Origin of the sequence: Bacillus sp. Nf3 (genome assembly GCF_003028545.1) — a bacterium.
In the GTDB taxonomy this organism is placed as follows: domain Bacteria; phylum Bacillota; class Bacilli; order Bacillales; family Bacillaceae; genus Bacillus; species Bacillus safensis.
The window spans coordinates 84,636-101,496 of the sequence record NZ_PYUA01000005.1; the positions used below are offsets into that span (position 1 = coordinate 84,636).

Genomic DNA, 16,861 nt, shown 5'->3' on the forward strand with positions numbered 1-16,861 from the left:
ACGCGTTACACAACATCATGAGTCTGTCGAAACAATCGACAGGCTTTTTTGTTTTTTGCTTCCACATAAATTTCTCATATGATGAATGAACCATTCATTCAAGGTGAAGCTATGTAAAGATGACTTGAGCTAAAGGAGGAAATGCATGTGAGAGCTGTTACTTATCAAGGGAAAAATAGCATTGCAGTGAAAAAAGTAGATGCACCGTCGATTCAAGATCGAGAAGATGTGATTATACGGATTACATCGACATCAATTTGTGGATCAGATTTACATTTGTATCAGGGGAATTTCCCGCTTCCAATCGGCTATGTGATTGGGCATGAACCAATGGGGATAGTGGAGGAAGTTGGCCCGGATGTCACAGCCGTAAAAAAGGGAGACCGTGTCGTCATTCCATTTACAGTTGCATGTGGTAAATGCCAATATTGCGATCATCACTTAGAAAGCCAATGCGACAACTCAAACCCGCACTACGACTCGGGTGGGCTTTTTGGCTATAGTGAGAAATATGGGAATTATCCCGGAGGACAGGCAGAGTATTTACGCGTACCTTTTGGAAATTACACCCCGTTTAAGATTCCAGAGGATTGTGAGCTGGAGGATGAACAATTGCTGTTCTTATCAGACGTCCTACCAACCGCCTATTGGAGCGTAGAGCACGCAGGTGTGAAAAAAGGCGATACGGTCATCGTGCTAGGCTGCGGACCTGTTGGGTTAATGGCACAGCAATTTGCTTGGCAAAAAGGAGCAGAACGTGTGATAGCCGTCGATTACATCGATTACCGCCTGCGGCATGCAAAACGGATGAGCGGCGTGGAGGTTTTTGACTTTACAGAAGATCCCGACATGGGAGAAACGCTAAAGGAGCTCACCAAGGGCGGGGCCGATGTTGTGATTGATTGTGTGGGAATGGACGGGAAGAAGTCGCCGCTTGAAAAAATTGAGCAAAAGCTCAAGCTGCAAGGCGGAACGATCGGACCCATTCAAATTGCCACAAAAGCCGTTCGCAAATGCGGAACAGTGCAGATGACGGGCGTGTACGGCGGCCTGTACAATATGTTCCCATTAGGTGCTTTTTTCGCAAGAAACGTCACCTTGAAAATGGGCCAAGCCCCTGCTCGAGGATACATGTCAAAGCTCTATCAAAAAGTGACAAGCGGTGAAATCGATCCTAGAGCCATTATCACGCACAAATTGCCATTAGATGAAGCTGCTCATGCGTACCACATCTTCAATGATAAACAGGATGATTGTATAAAGGTCGTCTTAAAGCCATAAAAAGAAGGCTTAGGAGTATTCCTAAGCCTCAGCGTGTAGACAAACCCTCGCATTCGGTGTCAGGTCTGCGTGCCGGTGCTCACGAATGTTTAATTCGCTCCGCTCCAGTACTCGTCCTTCCTAGGGCTGCAAAGGTTTTCTATGACGCTGAAAAGAAGACAAAGGGCTTTTAGCCCTTTGTCAAAAATCTAAAGGCTTAGGAGTATTCCTAAGCCTTTAATGTGTGCTCGTCCATCATTTTTTCGATTAATTCAAAAAATGTTTTTTTATCTTCCTCTGAAAGGTGGTTGAACAATTGATTCACAAGCAGCTGGCGATTGTCGATCATTTGTTTAGCAATTTGTTCACCCAATTCAGAGAGTTCAATCCACACAGTCCGGCGGTCATTATTATTTCGAGAGCGGATAATCAGCCCTTCGTCTTCTAAGTGATTGAGAGCGGTTGTTGTTGCAGAGGGAGATAATGAAACTTCCTGAAGAATATTTTTCACAGTACATGATTGATGGCGGTAGATGATACGTAAAATAAATCCTTTAACATTCGTGACGTTTTTCGGAATATTTTCTTCATCTAATTGTTTCGTCGCCTTTAAATACTTTGTCAGTGCATGGTCTAACAAACTTGCCTCTAGCTCGAAATGTTGCATTCTCCATACCTCTTTTCCTATTGCATTCGCATTTTCCGATCAATTACTAGGTCTATCTTATCATAATAATCATCATGATTTAAACCAAAATGGAAGACGGCTATAAAATTACCTATATTATCAATTAATAAAAAGAACAATTCCAAAATGAAATGATTTTACTTTCAGCTGTTTTTATTTTAGAATGTGAATGAGATAAAATCTGCCAACCCAATTCACTGGAAATTGGCTATTGGAAATCAAACGTTTGGAGATGAAGATATTGAATACTTTACAGGCATTACTAAACGACAGAATGGAACGCTCTTCACAAATTGAGGCGGTAACTGGCGGAGGTGTGTCTTATACATTTGAAGAATATGCAAAACGCATCGACCAGCTCGCTCATTACTTACATCAAAAAGGAATTCGAAAAGGTGATCGCGTTTGCTTTATTTGTCAAAACCATCATCACTTTTCAACGATTATGCTTGCAGCCATTAAAGCAGGTGCAGTCGCAGTTCCGCTTAGCTGGCAACTTACTTCTTTTGAGCTGGAAGGGATTTTGAAAAAAGCAGAGCCAAAGGCTTTATTCTTTGACCGGGAATTCCGTGACATTATTGCTGCGGTGGATGTGTCTTTAGACAACTGTCTCATGGTAGAATCTGGTGTAAATGCGAAAACAACGCAGCTGTTTGAAGACATATTGGCTTCAAATGATGGCAGTGATCATGCAGAAGAGGTATCAGAAGAGGATCTAGCGATGATCTTATTTACCTCTGGGACAACGGGTAATCCAAAAGGCTGTATGGTCGGACATGGACGAATCTATCAATTTTTAACAAGACGTGGGAATCGAGGATTTGACTTGAAAGGAAAGCGGTACTTAGCGAGTCACCCTCTGTATCATATGAGTTCAATTAATCACCTGATCGCCGCTGCGATTGAAGGGTATACGCTTGTTTTCTTACATGATGCAACACCGAAGCGCATTTTAGAAACAATTGAAAAAGAAAGAATTACGTTCATGATGGCTTTCCCATCAGCTTATACGTACATGCTGGAAGAAATGAAGCGTGGTTCGTATGATCTTTCATCCTTTGAAATTGCGATTTCTGGCGGTACGAAGGTGCCGGTCCGTTTGATTAAGGACTACAAAGAAGCAGGCATTCAGATGATGCATGGCTACGGAAGCACGGAAGCATGGGTTGTCAGTGCGTGGCATCCTGCGATGGGCGAGGATAAAATGGGCTCTGCTGGTAAAGTGGATCCAGATGTAGAAGTGAAAATCGTTCATCCTGAGACAGAGGAAACACTGCCAGCTGGAGAAATTGGCGAAGTCGTCATGAGAAGCCCATTTTATTTCTTAGGCTATTATCATCAGCCTGACGCTACTGCGAAGGTACTCAAAGATGGCTGGTTCCATATGGGAGATGCAGGCTATCTAGACGAAGACGGTTTTCTATTTATCACAGGCAGATACAAAGATGTGATTTTATACGGCGGAGATAATATCTACCCTGATCAAGTAGAAGAAGTCATTGAAAAAATTCCGGGTGTGATTGAATCAGCTGTCATCGGGGTGCCGGACGAATTATATGGTGAAGTGCCAAGTGCATATATCGTAAAAGACGAATTCGCCGATTTCTGCGAAGAAGATGTGGTGAACTATTGTCAGGAACGTTTGGCAGATTACAAAGTGCCATCCATTCATTTCATCAGTGAACTGCCAAAAAACAAGCTTGGTAAAATCATGAAGAAAGATTTACGTGAATTGGTTGTGAATGCTTAGTACCTATTCTGCTATAATGAAATTTGGATGATTTTTTGTTTTTCTAACGTTTTGGAGGGAAAGGGTTTGCGACATATTCTTCGTAAGAAACACATTCACGATTTGTTGGAACAGAGCAGACAGCAAAAGGTAAAGAAAACGCTGGGCGGGCTTGATCTCACGCTTCTTGGTATAGGGGCAGTGATTGGCACAGGAGTTATGGTATTAACTGGAATTACAGCAGCTAAGGATGCAGGGCCGGCTGTCATTTTCTCCTTTGCGATTGCAGCCATTGTGTGCAGTTTGGCAGCACTTTGCTATGCAGAAATGGCGTCAGCGCTTCCTGTATTCGGCAGTGCATACATTTATTCATATACAACTATGGGCGAGCTTGTAGGCCATTTGATGGGCTGGACCTTATTATCTGTTTATATGCTGACTGCTTCAGCTGTCGCCAGCGGCTGGTCGAGTTATTTCAACAGCCTGCTTGAGGGATTTGGAATTTCGATTCCGCATCAATTCTTAGCGGGACCAGAGCAAGGCGGATATATGAATCTGCCGGCGATAATCATTGCTTTACTGATTGCGTGGATCTTATCTAGGGGAACGAAGGAAAGTAAAAAATTTAATAATATCATGGTGTTTGTGAAACTCGGTATTATTGTTCTTTTCATTGTAGTAGGCGGCTTTTATGTACAGCCAGCCAATTGGCAGCCATTTATGCCGTTTGGCGCAGAAGGTGTCATTGCTGGTGCTGCTGCTGTATTTTTTGCCTTTTTAGGATTTGATGCGATTTCTGCTTCAGCAGAAGAGGTGAAAAATCCGCAGCGGAACCTGCCAATTGGGATCATAGGTTCATTACTAATTTGTACGGTCATTTACATTGTCGTTTGTTTGGTCATGACAGGTATGGTGCATTATACAAAGCTGAATGTTACAGAAGCTATGTCCTATGTCCTGCAAAGTGTACATCAAAATAGCGTGGCTGGTATTATTTCTGTTGGTGCGGTCATTGGATTGATGGCTGTGATTTTCGCCAATAATTATGCGGCAACTCGAATTGCCTATGCGATGGGCCGAGACGGACTTTTGCCTAAAGTGTTTTCAAAAACAAACAAAAGCGATACGCCTGTTGCTAGCATATGGATGATTGGCGGAATGACAGCTGTTATTTCAGGCTTTATTGATTTGAAGGATCTGTCCAACTTAGCGAATATCGGTGCGTTATTAACGTTTGCCATGGTCAGTTTATCTGTGCTTATTTTGAGAAAGACACATCAGCAGCTTGAGAGGGGTTTCAGGGTTCCTTTTGTGCCGGTTTTGCCGATTATATCAATGGGCTGCTGCTTGTTCCTTATGCTCAACTTACCAGGCCGGACATGGCTTTACTTTGGGATTTGGCTGTTAATCGGTGTCGTCATGTACGCAGCGTATTCAAACAAACACAGTGAATTAGCGAAATCTTCATGAGAAAAAGGTGCAAATCCGTTGACGATTTGTGCCTTTTTTCATACGATTTGGGATAAGCTATAAAAGAGATAATGGACGGAACAAGAGGAGGATGAGGGATATGATTAGTGTTAGTCCTTATATTGTTGTAGATGATGTGAAAGAATCTCTTCAATATTATCAAGGGATTTTTGGTGGGGATATTCAGATATTAAATGAACATCAAGACCGTGTCCTGCATGCTGAATTGCATCTTGGGGAATCGCTGCTTCATTTTTCAGATACGTTTGGACGCACGCCAAAGCCAGAGAATCTCAGATTGATCATGCAGTTTGACAATGAAGAAGAACTAAAGGCTGTCTATGAAGCACTGGAAGCTGATGGAGATGTACTGGTTGAATTACAGGATACCTTCTTTGGCGCACTTCACGGACAAGTACAGGACCGGAAAAACGGGTTAATCTGGGTTCTGAATTATATGAAATAGACTAAGACCTTCACGAGTGTGAAGGTTTTTTTGTGAGTGTTTTTATTTTCTGAAAAATGGAAAATATGCTATGTTGGAAGAATAAAAGGACAAGGAGAAGGGTGGCAAAGGAATGGAACAAATTGAGTTTCAATCAATCCAAACAAATGGTATAACACTTCATACAGCAATGGCTGGACCGGAAAATGGCCCGCTGCTTGTACTGCTCCACGGGTTTCCTGAGTTTTGGTACGGCTGGAAAAATCAAATCATCCCCTTGGCTGAGGCAGGCTATCGTGTTGTCGTTCCTGATCAAAGAGGCTACCATCTAAGTGACAAGCCAGAAGGAGTCGAATCCTACGTATTAGATCAATTGAGAGATGATATTGTGGGTTTGATCAAGACGCTGAGCCCGAACCAAAAGGCGATTGTTGGCGGACATGACTGGGGCGGCGCTGTTGCTTGGCATTTGGCTTCGACCCGTTCTCAATATGTCGAGAAATTAATCATTGTGAATATGCCGCATCCGCGGGTGATGATGAGGGTTCTTCCTTTTTATCCGCCGCAGTGGAAGAAAAGCTCTTATATCGCTTTTTTTCAGCTCCCAAATGTTCCAGAGGCAGCACTTCAAGAAAATCACTTTCAAAAGCTGGATGAAGCCATTGGGCTAACGGCAAGACCACATTTGTTTACTAAGGAAGATGTCTCAAGCTACAAGCTCGCTTGGACACAGCCAGGCGCCTTGACCTCAATGCTGAATTGGTACCGAGCCATTAAAAAAGGCGGCTTTGAAAAGCCAATTTCCAAACGAATTCTCGTTCCTGTTCGCATGATCTGGGGGATGGAGGACAAATTTTTAAGCAGAAAGCTGGCGAAGGAAACGATTAAGATCTGTCCAAATGGCCAGCTGATCTTTGTCGATGATGCCTCTCATTGGATCAATCATGAAAAACCAGACGTCGTCAACAAACTCATACTTGAATTCTTGACATAAAGAATAAAGCTCTGATCAGAGGACCAGAGCTTTTTTTGATTTATCCAATTTGATTCTTTTTCAATGCAGCAGGTTCGTCGTCCCAGCATTCAATTTTCTCATTGTTTGGAACGGCATTTTTATAGAAAACAGGATCTTTGCCTTCTTTTTTCTGTCTCGTGTAATCCTTCAGTGCTGCGAAGGCGACCTTAGACAGCATGGTAATGGCGATGAGGTTGACGATGACCATGAGTCCCATGAATATGTCAGCTAGCCCCCAAACAAGATCAACTTTAGCAATTGAGCCAAACAAAACCATTCCTATAACAGCAACGCGGTATATGTTTAGCCAAATTTTGTTGGCTCCCAGGAATTCAATGTTCGTTTCCCCATAGTAATAGTTACCAATCAATGTACTAAACGCGAATAGGAAAATCATGATGGCAAGGAATCCAGAGGCCCATGGTCCAATGTGCTGACTGAGAGAAGCCTGTGTTAATTCAATTCCTTGCAGATTTGTTGTTTTATACGCATCAGAAAACAGGACAAGGAAGGCTGTGCTTGTACAAATAATTAACGTATCTGTTAACACGCCGAATGCTTGGATTAATCCTTGTTTAACAGGGTGGCTCGTTACAGCCGTTGCTGCTGCGTTAGGTGCACTACCCATACCAGCTTCATTTGAGAAGAGACCGCGTTTAATCCCTTGTAATAAAGCACCGCCCAGCGTACCGCCAGCGAACTGTTCAAACCCGAAGGCGTGTTTCACAATCGTGCTGATGACACCAGGAAGTTCCGTGATATTTGTGACAATGACAAAGAACGCAATACCGATGTAGGCAACTGCAAGCACAACCACAATGTATTCAGAAGCTTTTGCAATCGCCTGGATGCCTTTGAAAATGATCGCTGCAAAAATGACTGCCATCACAATACCGACTGTTAAACGGTCTAAACCAAAGGAATTTTTAAAAGCGACAGTGATCGTATTGGATTGAACCGCGTTAAAGACGATTCCAAAAGAAATCGTAATCAGGATCGCAAATAAAATCCCCATCCAGCGCTTGTTTAACCCTTTTTCCATGTAATAAGCGGGTCCACCGCGGAAGCCTGTTTTGTCTTTTACTTTATATACTTGAGCTAGTGTACTTTCAACGAAACTTGAAGCGGATCCGATAATGGCTACGATCCACATCCAAAAGATGGCACCAGGGCCACCAATGGCAATAGCGATAGCAATCCCTGTGATATTCCCTGTCCCTACGCGTGCTGCCATACTGATGGCGAATGCTTGGAACGGTGATATTCCCTCTTTTTCTTTTCTTCCTTCTTTCAGGACACGCAGCATTTCTTTAATCATTCTCACTTGCAGGAAGCGTGTTCTATATGTGAAGTACACCCCAACACCAAGTAACAGAGCAATCACAATATAAGTCCAAATAAAATCATTTGTATGTGTTAAATAAGATAGCAAAGCTTTTTCGTTCATAACATCACCTCTTCGAATTCATCACTGTTCTTTTTAAAAAATACTGAGATCCCACTCTTTAGCGAGCTTTTTCAGCATCATGACACCGGTAATACTATTTCCACAATCGTCAATGGCAGGACCGTAAATGCCAATGCCACAGCCTGTCTGAAACGGGAACTCTCTTCTTGCGCTTGGCGGAACGCAAGCCATAATTCCTCCAGACACACCACTTTTGGCTGGAACGCCTACGAAAGCTGCAAAATTCCCAGACGCATTATACATGCCGCATGTCAGCATCAATGCCTTTGTTAGTCTGGCGATATCTTTTGGGATGACTTGGACTTGTTTAAAGGGATGGTAACCATCACTTGATATAATCAGTCCAATCAAGGCGATGTCCTCTGTTGTGACCTCGATGGAACATTGCTTTAAATACACTTCTAACGTGTCCTCGACATCCGATTCTAAATAATTGGTTTCTTTTAAATAATAAGCAAGTGCCCGATTTCGATGTGCAGTTGCCCATTCTGATTGATAAACTTCTTCATTAACAGAAGGACGCTTACCTATTAAGTTTTCGATTAAATCGAAAATATATGCTAGCTTTTCTGTAGAAGTCTTTCCGGGAAGGATGGAGGATACGGTAATAGCTCCAGCATTAATCATTGGATTAAAGGGCTTCCCTGGTTTATGCATCTCAAGACGGTAGATGGAATTAAATGCATCACCAGTTGGCTCTACATCTACCCGATCCAAGACGTAAGGTACGCCTCTTCCTAAACAGGCAGCTATAAAGCTGATGACTTTTGAGATACTTTGCAGGGTAAAGGGAACGTCCCAATCACCATATCGTACAGATGATCCATCTGGGCCTATCACGCTGATACCAAGTTGAGAGGAATTCACTTTTCCGAGTGCTGGAATGTAGCCAGCATTCTGCCCGTTCTTGTAATACGGACGTATTTCTTCTGCCCATTGATCAACAGAAGACTGGCATGCGTGTTGTGTATTATTAGAAATTGCTGTTTTCATACGATTCCTCCAATCAAAAATCAAAAAGTACCCTATTGAATTGGCGGATGACAAAAAATGCGATCAAATAGGCACGAAAACATGTTACACATCTTCAAAGAACTTGTCATGCGCTGCTTGCACCACTCCTTTACACCTAAATATATGTACAAATGAAGGCATTGTCGGCGGAAAAACAAAAAGGGTTTTTAGCGAAAATTCAGAAAACGCTTACATCTAGTTTCACTAAAATTGTTCATTCAATTTATCTTGGAAACTACACAATCTGACGTAAATCTACAAAAAAACTTACAAATAAAAATCTGTCTGTCGACTATTGTCTAAACAATTCCTATTATTGTCGTCAATGATCAAAACACTGAATAGCTGAAAGGTCACCTTGCTGCCCCGGAGAATAGTCATAAAAAAGGATTTTGGAGATAAAAAGAGCGGTGAAAATTATTTTTTTGGACATTGTGGAGAAAAGAGTCTCCTTGTATACTGTGGCTATGCAAACAGGGGAAGGGATGTCAGTCATTTGAGTTTAAATCAACTTGTCAAAAAGGACGCATTCATTTTAATTTTTATGATGGTCATTGTGCCGCTTGCAGGAGAGCTGAAGTTTTATCCTGTGAATGAGACGTTTCGCATCAGCTTTGGTGCGCCTGCGTTTTTCTTTTGTTTATTACTTTTAAGAACATCTAGACCGCTATTGCCAGGATTTTTAACAGGCGCAGCTATTGTGCTTTTTCGTGTAGGCCTAGATTTGATTCAGCAGAATGCTGATCTGGCTTCATCATTGTATCAGCAATTCCCAAGTTTCTTTTTCTATTTTACGTATGCTTTCTTGTTTTTTGCCGTCCGTACGGGACGCTTTAAACAGCGCTCAATTTTCATTGGAATCATCGGACTAATGATCGAATTAGTTGCTGATTTTGTCGAGCTGTTTGTACAATTTTTAGTGTTTGATACAACAATGACTTTATCAAAGCTGAGCGATATGTTCCTCATTGCGTTTGCTCACAGCTTTGTTGTGATCAGTTTTTTTAATATGATGAAGCTGTATGAGGCACAATCAAGAGAGAAGCAGATCATGAAACAAAATGAGCATATGATGATGGTCATTTCAAATTTATATGAAGAAACGGTGCACTTAAAGAAAACATTAAAACATACAGAGCATATTACGCAGGAATCATACCGGCTTTATCGTCTGCTGCATGAACACGAAGCAGGGAAAAAAGTGAGTCAGGAGCTGTTAAAGCTCGCAGGAGAAATTCATGAAGTGAAAAAGGACAATCAGCGCATTTATGCTGGGCTTTCAAAGCTGATTTCGAAGGAAAATATGCAAGATTACATGAAGGCGGAAGAGCTCGTTCAAATTGTGATCCGTATTCAAGAGAAGTATGCTCTATCTCTTGGGAAAAACATCTCCTTTACCTCTGATATAAGGGGCATTCATCTGCATGATTATCATGTGTTTATTTTCTTATCGCTGATTAATAATTTAATGGCCAATGCAGTGGAAGCTATAAAGGATACCGGCATGATCTCACTCGAATTGAAAGGAAGTCATGATAAAATAGAGATTCGGATTGAAGATGATGGACCGGGGATTCCTAAAAAAATGAGAGAGATTGTGTTTGATCCAGGCTATACTTCTAAATTTGATGCATTTGGAACACCGTCTACTGGGATAGGCTTATCCTATGTGAGAGAGCTGGTTCAAGAGCTAGGCGGTCATATTCAAATCGAAGCAAAAGAAATAAAAGGTACAGCTTTTCTGCTTGTCCTTCCTATACAAAATTTAATACAGAGAGGGTGAGTGTATGCGATTCTTCATTGCAGATGATGATCGTGCAATACGCTCGATTTTAGGTCAAATCATAGAGGATGAGGATTTGGGAGAGGTCGTAGATGAAGCGGGTGACGGAGTTGGATTAGAGGCACATTCACTGAACCTCAAGAAAGTAGACATCCTTTTGATTGATCTTTTAATGCCTGCTAGAGATGGCATTCAAACCATCCGCCATATTCACCCTGAATTCAAAGGCAAGGTCATTATGATTTCCCAAGTAGAGGCGAAAGAGATGATGGCAGAAGCCTATGAACTGGGGATTGAATATTATATCCATAAGCCTGTCAATCGCATTGAAATCGTCAGTGTGATTCGAAAAGTCATGGAGCGTATCAAACTGGAAAAATCGATTTACGATATACAAGCCTCCCTTCGCCACGTACTGCCATTAGAGCCTGTGTTTTCTCAAGGTGCCGGCGCTGGAGCGAAGAGAAGAACGATGAAAGAGGCAGGGGAATTCCTCTTATCTGAGCTCGGAATTGTCGGTGAGAACGGCTCTAAGGATCTACTGGAGATACTTCTCTATTTACATGAAACTCAGTCAGCCAATTCTCATGAGGTCAATTTCCCGCCGCTAAAGCAGCTGTTTATCAAAACCGCAGAAAGAAAGCTGGATCATGGTGCAACCGATGTAGAGGTGATGCGGGAAGTGAAAGCGGCGGAGCAGCGGATTAGACGCGCTATTCATCATTCCTTGAATCATTTTGCCTCACTAGGATTAACAGATTTCTCAAATCCTAAGTTCGAGCACTACGCGTCGAAGTTTTTCGATTTTACCGATGTCAGCCAAAGAATGAAAGAAATGCAGAAGACATCTTCTCCCGCAGGATCAACGGGCAGAGTCAATACAAAAAAATTCGTTCAAATCTTTTATTTTGAAGCAAAGCAGTTATTCGAAGAAATGAGCTGAGGAAAATCTGTTGGTATGATTGGAGAAAATAAACAGAGAAAGTCTGCTTTTCCTATGATCTGTCTTGATCTTCAGGTGTCTTTATCATTTAACTGATCATTCTGATTTTTCTTTTTTCTTGAAAATAAAACCCTCCTGTACAATCGTTTGTTAAAATAGTGAGGTTAGACTAGAATGTCGGAGGTTTTATTTTGGGAAAAATTAAACGAAATGCGCTCTGCCCATGCGGAAGCGGAAAAAAATATAAACATTGCTGTGGTCAAAAATCAGGCGGAGAACAAACGTCTGAGCTTGTGTTTAAGGAAGCTGTACAAGTTCAAAAGGATTTAATGAATTATGCTTTTTCTAAACATCAAAGAGCGATCAATCAATTCATTAATGAGTTTTCTTTCCTTGCAGATATGGATAAAGAAACGCAACAAATCTCAGTTTTTCATTTGAGTGTATGGGGCATCTTTTTCCGTCCATTAACTGATCAGAAAGAAACCATTTTCCAAGAATTCCTGACAAAGAAAGCAGAAGATATTACCCGTCCGAAAACAAGACAAGTGGTCCAATCTTGGACAGACATGGAGCCATCTTTGCTTTTATTAAATGAAAAAACGGACGAGTCTCTTTACTTTGAAGATATGGTAACAGCAGAGAAGGTTGAAGTAGATGTAAAACCGGATCAAACGGTACTGCCTGAAAAGGGAAGTCTCGTTCTTGGTTTTCCTGTTCAATTTGAAGAAAAAGCAGAGTTTTTCATTCAGTATACGATGTTTGCGAAAGAGTTCACGGATACTCTTCTTCTTCAGGTCCGCCAGCTTGTTGACGCATATGAAGCAAATGGAGGAGCGCGCAGCACATTTATGAGAGAATCATTCCCTGATGTGCTGAAGTGTATGTTTGCGAAGCAAGAAGTAGAAGAATCAGAAACACCTGCTCAAACAGAAGGCGATGCAGGTCTATCAGCAGATCGTATGGACTGGGCAAGTGACGTCCAGTTGGAAACAGCTAAGCTGATTGAAGACGGAATGAAGGAGCATGGTGACCAAAGCCTGACAGATGGTGCTTTAACGGTTTGGAAAGCCTACTGTGATCAGAAATCACCTGTGATCCGTAAAGCAGCGTCATTTGCTGCAGGAATCGAATACTATATTCATTCACTTGCAAGCGATGCTCCGCTTTCTCAAGCACAAGTAGCGAAGAAGTATGGCATTAGTGCGTCGACTGTATCGAGCCGTTTTAAAGATATCGAAAAAGCGGTGAAAGAAGAGCAAGAGGCGACAGTATAATCTAAAAAAGACGCGGCACCTTCAGAGGCCAGCGTCTTTTTTTAGATTATCTCGTTTTAATAAAACCACTCATGTACTGCTCTGTATTATAATCGTTGAGGTCGATTTTCCATTGTCCATCCCCATTACGTTTCATTTTCACTTCATATTCAGCTGGGCTGGAGACGGGAGGAAGCTTTTCGAATTCAGATGCGTACATGTTTAAGCTTTTTTTATACAATTCTTCTTTAGAACGGATTTTCCCGTTGTAAAACTCGTCTCTTTGCTTGTCTAGCTTGTCTTTTAAGTTGGAAGCATCAAGGCCTGTTACTTGAGCGACAACCTTTGCTTCGTCATCAGAGATGGTTTTCACACTTGTTTCTACTTTGGCTTTATCCTTCATGGTGTTTTGAATGCGCTTGTACATCGACAAAATATCTCGGTCACTCACTTCATTTCCGTATATTCCTGCACTTCTTTTGAAGTCTTTGACAAACATTTCATGGTATTTATTGACGACATCCGATTGGTTGTCACCCGTTAAATCTGCGAATTGATCGTTTTTTTTGTCAAAAACAATAATATCGGTATAAGCGGATAACGCTTTTGCTGGGTTATCCAGCTTTTTTGCTGAATCGAGTATTTTGTTTCCATCTAGATCGATTTGGATGGAATCACTGTTTTTCTTGATGCTGTCCTGATACACAAACTGATATTTTTTCCCTTTGTCTACTAAGAAATAAAGAGCTCCTGAAAGTGACTTGCCTTTGTTCAATGAACCAAGGTCAAGGCGGTCTTTACTGCCGTAGAATTTTAAATCAGATACTTTGGCATCGTCCTGATAAAGGGAGAAGTCAGAGTTATATAATGAAAGGGCTTTGTCACCTTTGTTTGTGATCGTCAGGTTGACTTTTAGTACCAATTCATTGTCTCTCAGGGTAGTTGTTGAGTCTTCTGGTAACGTATATTCGTAGCTATTGACTTTTACCTCTGCTGTTTTCGTTGACTTTTGGTCAGCGTCTGTTGATTTGGCTGAGCTCTGGCAGGCTGCAGAGATGATCATCACGAATGAAATCATGAGGAGGGCACTTATTTTTTTAAGATTCACAGTTGATGCTCCTTTGCTTTTCTTTCGTCATTTCATTCCCGCTATCTGACTATGAAAAAAGAAACAGATAGAATGGTATATTCGGGTGTTAAAGGGGAAAATATCCTAATGACGATTTGCACTATTCATTCTATCGAAATTCATTCATGATGAGGAATAGGTTTTAGTCCCTATTTTTAATAATTTTTAACACAATTACCTATAAAATAAGGAATTAAATAAGCATAATATACTGGTTAATAAGTATTGATTTATAGATTTATTTTAGGTTTTAAATGTTTTTTGTATAAAAATCTTGAAATAAAGGTAGTTTTTTATTTGACGAGGCGATGCCGGATGGCGAAGACGACAGCCTGTGTGCGGTCTTGTGCATTGAGCTTTTGTAATATACGATGCACATGCGTTTTTACTGTACTTTTGCTGATAAATAATTGATCAGCGATGTCTTCATTCTTTAAGCCATAGGCCATTTGCTGTAAAACATCGCGTTCACGTTCAGTAAATGATTCGTGAAGCAGATGAGTGTGATGTGTATCATTTGCTTGCTGAAGAGCTCGGGCCATCATGTGCTCAGAGGCTGCCGTTCGAAAGACAGATTCACCAGCAAAGGCGGTGCGGATGGCCTCAATTAATTCCTCAGGCATTGTATCCTTCAGCAAATAACCGACTGCCCCTGCACGAATCCCGTCAAAGACGTATTCTTCCGTATCAAAGGTCGTGAGAATCACAACTTTTACATCTGGGTGCTTTTTTAAAATGTGCTCTGTTGCCGTGATGCCATCCATTCTAGGCATTTGTACATCCATGAGCAGTACGTCGGGTTTGTTGGTCAAGCAAAGCTCAACCGCCTCCTGACCGTCTGACGCCTCCCATATGACGTCAATATCCTCTTGAGCGCTTGCAATATAACGAAATCCTTGGCGGATCAGCGGCTGATCATCAATAATGCCAATCTTAATAGGGGTTGTCATGTCTCAGAGTCCTCCTTGATAGGAATTTGAACATGGATACAAAAGCCGTGCGGTTCGCGTATGGACGTCTTGAGGGAACCGCCTGCTGCGTCACACCGTGCCTTCATGCCTGACAGCCCAAATCCAAATGAAATATCTTTTTCGCTGGTCAAGTATCCATCATCTTCAATGTTCATCATCAGCTCATGCTGGTGGTTATATAGTGTAATGGTCATCGCGGTCGCCTTGGCATGGCGAATTGTATTGGTGATGGCTTCTTGTAAAATGCGGTAAAGCAGTTCAGAAACGGAGAGCGGCCATTTTTTATACGTAAGCTGCTCTGTATAAAATTGAATATCTAGCTCTCCTGATATCTCTCCTTGCTTGATGAGACTGCGAAGTCCGGCAAGTCCGAGACCTGCATCATCTGACGCCATATGATGAACCACAGAACGAACTTCGGTGAGACAATTTTTAGAAATATTGATCAGCTCCTGAAACGTCTGCGCCATATGCTCTGGTTCTTCCTGTTTTAAACGGTAGGGCAAAGACTGCAGCTGGACAATCATTGAGGTTAATTGGTGACCGATGCTGTCGTGCAGGTCACGTGCAATTCTGCTTCGCTCCTCCAGCACAGCAAATTGGAGTGACTGAACGGTCGCTTCTTCAAGCTCTATATGCGCCTTTTTTAATTGTTCATGGGCTTCTGATAATTCCTTGTGAACCAATTGCAGTTCTCCGAAATGTTCTTCCTTTAATTCCTGTTCACGCCGCCGCATTCTAGAAATCAAGACAAGTGTATACACAAGCAGCTGGAATAGCGGGAGAGTGATCACCATGTTCCAAGAAAAATCATTTACATAATAACTGACCCCACTAGTGAAAAAGATGATAGCAAATAGATAGGGATGATGCGCCTCTGAAAAACGAAAAGCGATAAAACCAATCATAAAAAAGGTCAACCCAATACTGTCTTGAATATGACCTGTCACCATCCACAAGAGATGTGTCAGAATCCACATCAAGAGGAGCATAGAAATTTGCTTTTTAGGTGACAGCTTACTTTTTGGAAAAAGACAAAGGAGAAACACCAAATAGACGAAGGTGCGAAACACCAATTCGCCTATTGAAAGGGGCTCATACATTTGAATATACATATAGGTCAATACAAGGCCTAATACGAATTTTCGCCTTATTTGACCTAAAAGCTTGAGTGGCTGCTGAAGGTTCATATCAAAAACTCCTGTCTATCAGTTAAATAGCAGCAGATGCCTTGATGTTCATATATCTTTTTAAAAGAATAAAACGTAATCCGATCATACTGCCAATTGGAAGGAATGTCAGGCCATTTGCGAAAATGATCAGGGAATGACCGCCATCCTGTACAACTGAACCTACTGTCATCCGGATAAGGATGATTCCGATGAAAAAAAGTGTTCCATAGAGTGAGCTGGCGGCGGTGATACGTCCCGACTGTTGATCATATGTTACTTTGTATAGTTTACCTCTCCAAAGCCCGATTGCAAAACCTACGAGTGCAAAGCCAGTCATCACAAGTAGGCTTATCGCCGTGATTTGAATATGCTGAGTGATGGAATAAGAGAGAAAGCCTAATAAAATGAGCGGCCCTATGAGAAATCTGACGGGGCGGATTTCTTTTTCTTTGCCTGTTCTCAATAGCATAATAATAATGATGATGACAATTTGAATGGTCATGAGAAGATCTCCTTTT

The 16,861-nt window shown here is 41.7% G+C and carries 15 protein-coding genes; 8 read left to right on the top strand and 7 right to left on the bottom strand.

All coding sequences use genetic code 11. From position 1 onward, the window contains the following. Positions 1-147 precede the first annotated feature (147 nt). Complete coding sequence (locus tag C9414_RS14885; protein ID WP_047203435.1) at positions 148-1,281, top strand: zinc-dependent alcohol dehydrogenase; 1,134 nt, start codon at positions 148-150, stop codon at positions 1,279-1,281. A 208-nt stretch (positions 1,282-1,489) separates the two neighbouring features. On the opposite strand, the gene C9414_RS14890 is transcribed toward C9414_RS14885, so the two are convergent. Continuing rightward, positions 1,490-1,927 (bottom strand): MarR family winged helix-turn-helix transcriptional regulator, encoded by a 438-nt coding sequence (locus C9414_RS14890; protein ID WP_039176203.1) that lies wholly within the window; start codon positions 1,925-1,927, stop codon positions 1,490-1,492. A 262-nt stretch (positions 1,928-2,189) separates the two neighbouring features. Between C9414_RS14890 and C9414_RS14895 the strand changes: the two genes are divergently transcribed. The 4 genes from C9414_RS14895 (at position 2,190) to C9414_RS14910 (ending at position 6,586) form a co-directional block, all read left to right on the top strand. Beyond that, entirely contained in the window at positions 2,190-3,698 is a 1,509-nt protein-coding gene (locus C9414_RS14895; RefSeq protein WP_107163932.1) for a class I adenylate-forming enzyme family protein, read from the top strand. 66 nt (positions 3,699-3,764) lie between these two features. Continuing rightward, positions 3,765-5,147, top strand: a complete 1,383-nt coding sequence (locus C9414_RS14900; protein WP_107163933.1) for an amino acid permease — start codon at positions 3,765-3,767, stop codon at positions 5,145-5,147. 100 nt (positions 5,148-5,247) lie between these two features. After that, positions 5,248-5,613, top strand: coding sequence for a VOC family protein (locus C9414_RS14905; RefSeq protein WP_039176211.1), 366 nt, complete (start codon positions 5,248-5,250; stop codon positions 5,611-5,613). 112 nt (positions 5,614-5,725) lie between these two features. Beyond that, complete coding sequence (locus C9414_RS14910; RefSeq protein ID WP_107163934.1) at positions 5,726-6,586, top strand: alpha/beta fold hydrolase; 861 nt, start codon at positions 5,726-5,728, stop codon at positions 6,584-6,586. A gap of 40 nt (positions 6,587-6,626) precedes the next feature. Here the strand turns inward: C9414_RS14910 and C9414_RS14915 are convergent, their stop codons facing one another. Both C9414_RS14915 and C9414_RS14920 read right to left on the bottom strand, forming a co-directional pair. Continuing rightward, positions 6,627-8,054, bottom strand: coding sequence for an alanine/glycine:cation symporter family protein (locus C9414_RS14915; RefSeq protein ID WP_107163935.1), 1,428 nt, complete (start codon positions 8,052-8,054; stop codon positions 6,627-6,629). 33 nt (positions 8,055-8,087) lie between these two features. Then, a complete protein-coding gene (locus C9414_RS14920) occupies positions 8,088-9,068 on the bottom strand; it encodes a glutaminase (RefSeq protein WP_008342152.1) in 981 nt (326 codons plus the stop codon). A 517-nt stretch (positions 9,069-9,585) separates the two neighbouring features. On the opposite strand from C9414_RS14920, the gene C9414_RS14925 reads away from it, so the two are divergent. The 3 genes from C9414_RS14925 to C9414_RS14935 all read left to right on the top strand — a co-directional run bounded on the left by C9414_RS14925 (position 9,586) and on the right by C9414_RS14935 (position 13,092). Next, complete coding sequence (locus C9414_RS14925) at positions 9,586-10,872, top strand: ATP-binding protein (RefSeq protein ID WP_107163936.1); 1,287 nt, start codon at positions 9,586-9,588, stop codon at positions 10,870-10,872. 4 nt (positions 10,873-10,876) lie between these two features. Beyond that, on the top strand, positions 10,877-11,815 hold the full coding sequence (locus C9414_RS14930) for a response regulator (protein ID WP_039176221.1): 939 nt from the start codon (positions 10,877-10,879) through the stop codon (positions 11,813-11,815). 191 nt (positions 11,816-12,006) lie between these two features. Then, complete coding sequence (locus C9414_RS14935; RefSeq protein ID WP_039176224.1) at positions 12,007-13,092, top strand: SEC-C metal-binding domain-containing protein; 1,086 nt, start codon at positions 12,007-12,009, stop codon at positions 13,090-13,092. A gap of 46 nt (positions 13,093-13,138) precedes the next feature. Here the strand turns inward: C9414_RS14935 and C9414_RS14940 are convergent, their stop codons facing one another. The 4 genes from C9414_RS14940 to C9414_RS14955 all read right to left on the bottom strand — a co-directional run bounded on the left by C9414_RS14940 (position 13,139) and on the right by C9414_RS14955 (position 16,845). Next, complete coding sequence (locus C9414_RS14940; RefSeq protein ID WP_107163937.1) at positions 13,139-14,179, bottom strand: DUF4352 domain-containing protein; 1,041 nt, start codon at positions 14,177-14,179, stop codon at positions 13,139-13,141. 314 nt (positions 14,180-14,493) lie between these two features. Then, complete coding sequence (locus C9414_RS14945) at positions 14,494-15,150, bottom strand: response regulator (protein WP_107163938.1); 657 nt, start codon at positions 15,148-15,150, stop codon at positions 14,494-14,496. Further along, positions 15,147-16,361 (bottom strand): sensor histidine kinase, encoded by a 1,215-nt coding sequence (locus C9414_RS14950; protein ID WP_107163939.1) that lies wholly within the window; start codon positions 16,359-16,361, stop codon positions 15,147-15,149. The genes C9414_RS14945 and C9414_RS14950 overlap by 4 nt, the downstream gene beginning before the upstream one ends. Positions 16,362-16,383: 22 nt before the next feature. After that, positions 16,384-16,845, bottom strand: coding sequence for a DUF1453 domain-containing protein (locus tag C9414_RS14955; protein ID WP_224930144.1), 462 nt, complete (start codon positions 16,843-16,845; stop codon positions 16,384-16,386). Positions 16,846-16,861: the final 16 nt, after the last annotated feature.

Coding starts and splice junctions, on each gene's coding strand:
- C9414_RS14955 (WP_224930144.1), bottom strand. CDS start 16,845: ATGACCATTCAAATTGTCATCATCATTATTATTATGCTATTGAGAACA.
- C9414_RS14945 (WP_107163938.1), bottom strand. CDS start 15,150: ATGACAACCCCTATTAAGATTGGCATTATTGATGATCAGCCGCTGATC.
- C9414_RS14905 (WP_039176211.1), top strand. CDS start 5,248: ATGATTAGTGTTAGTCCTTATATTGTTGTAGATGATGTGAAAGAATCT.
- C9414_RS14930 (WP_039176221.1), top strand. CDS start 10,877: ATGCGATTCTTCATTGCAGATGATGATCGTGCAATACGCTCGATTTTA.
- C9414_RS14910 (WP_107163934.1), top strand. CDS start 5,726: ATGGAACAAATTGAGTTTCAATCAATCCAAACAAATGGTATAACACTT.
- C9414_RS14890 (WP_039176203.1), bottom strand. CDS start 1,927: ATGCAACATTTCGAGCTAGAGGCAAGTTTGTTAGACCATGCACTGACA.
- C9414_RS14915 (WP_107163935.1), bottom strand. CDS start 8,054: ATGAACGAAAAAGCTTTGCTATCTTATTTAACACATACAAATGATTTT.
- C9414_RS14920 (WP_008342152.1), bottom strand. CDS start 9,068: ATGAAAACAGCAATTTCTAATAATACACAACACGCATGCCAGTCTTCT.
- C9414_RS14950 (WP_107163939.1), bottom strand. CDS start 16,361: ATGAACCTTCAGCAGCCACTCAAGCTTTTAGGTCAAATAAGGCGAAAA.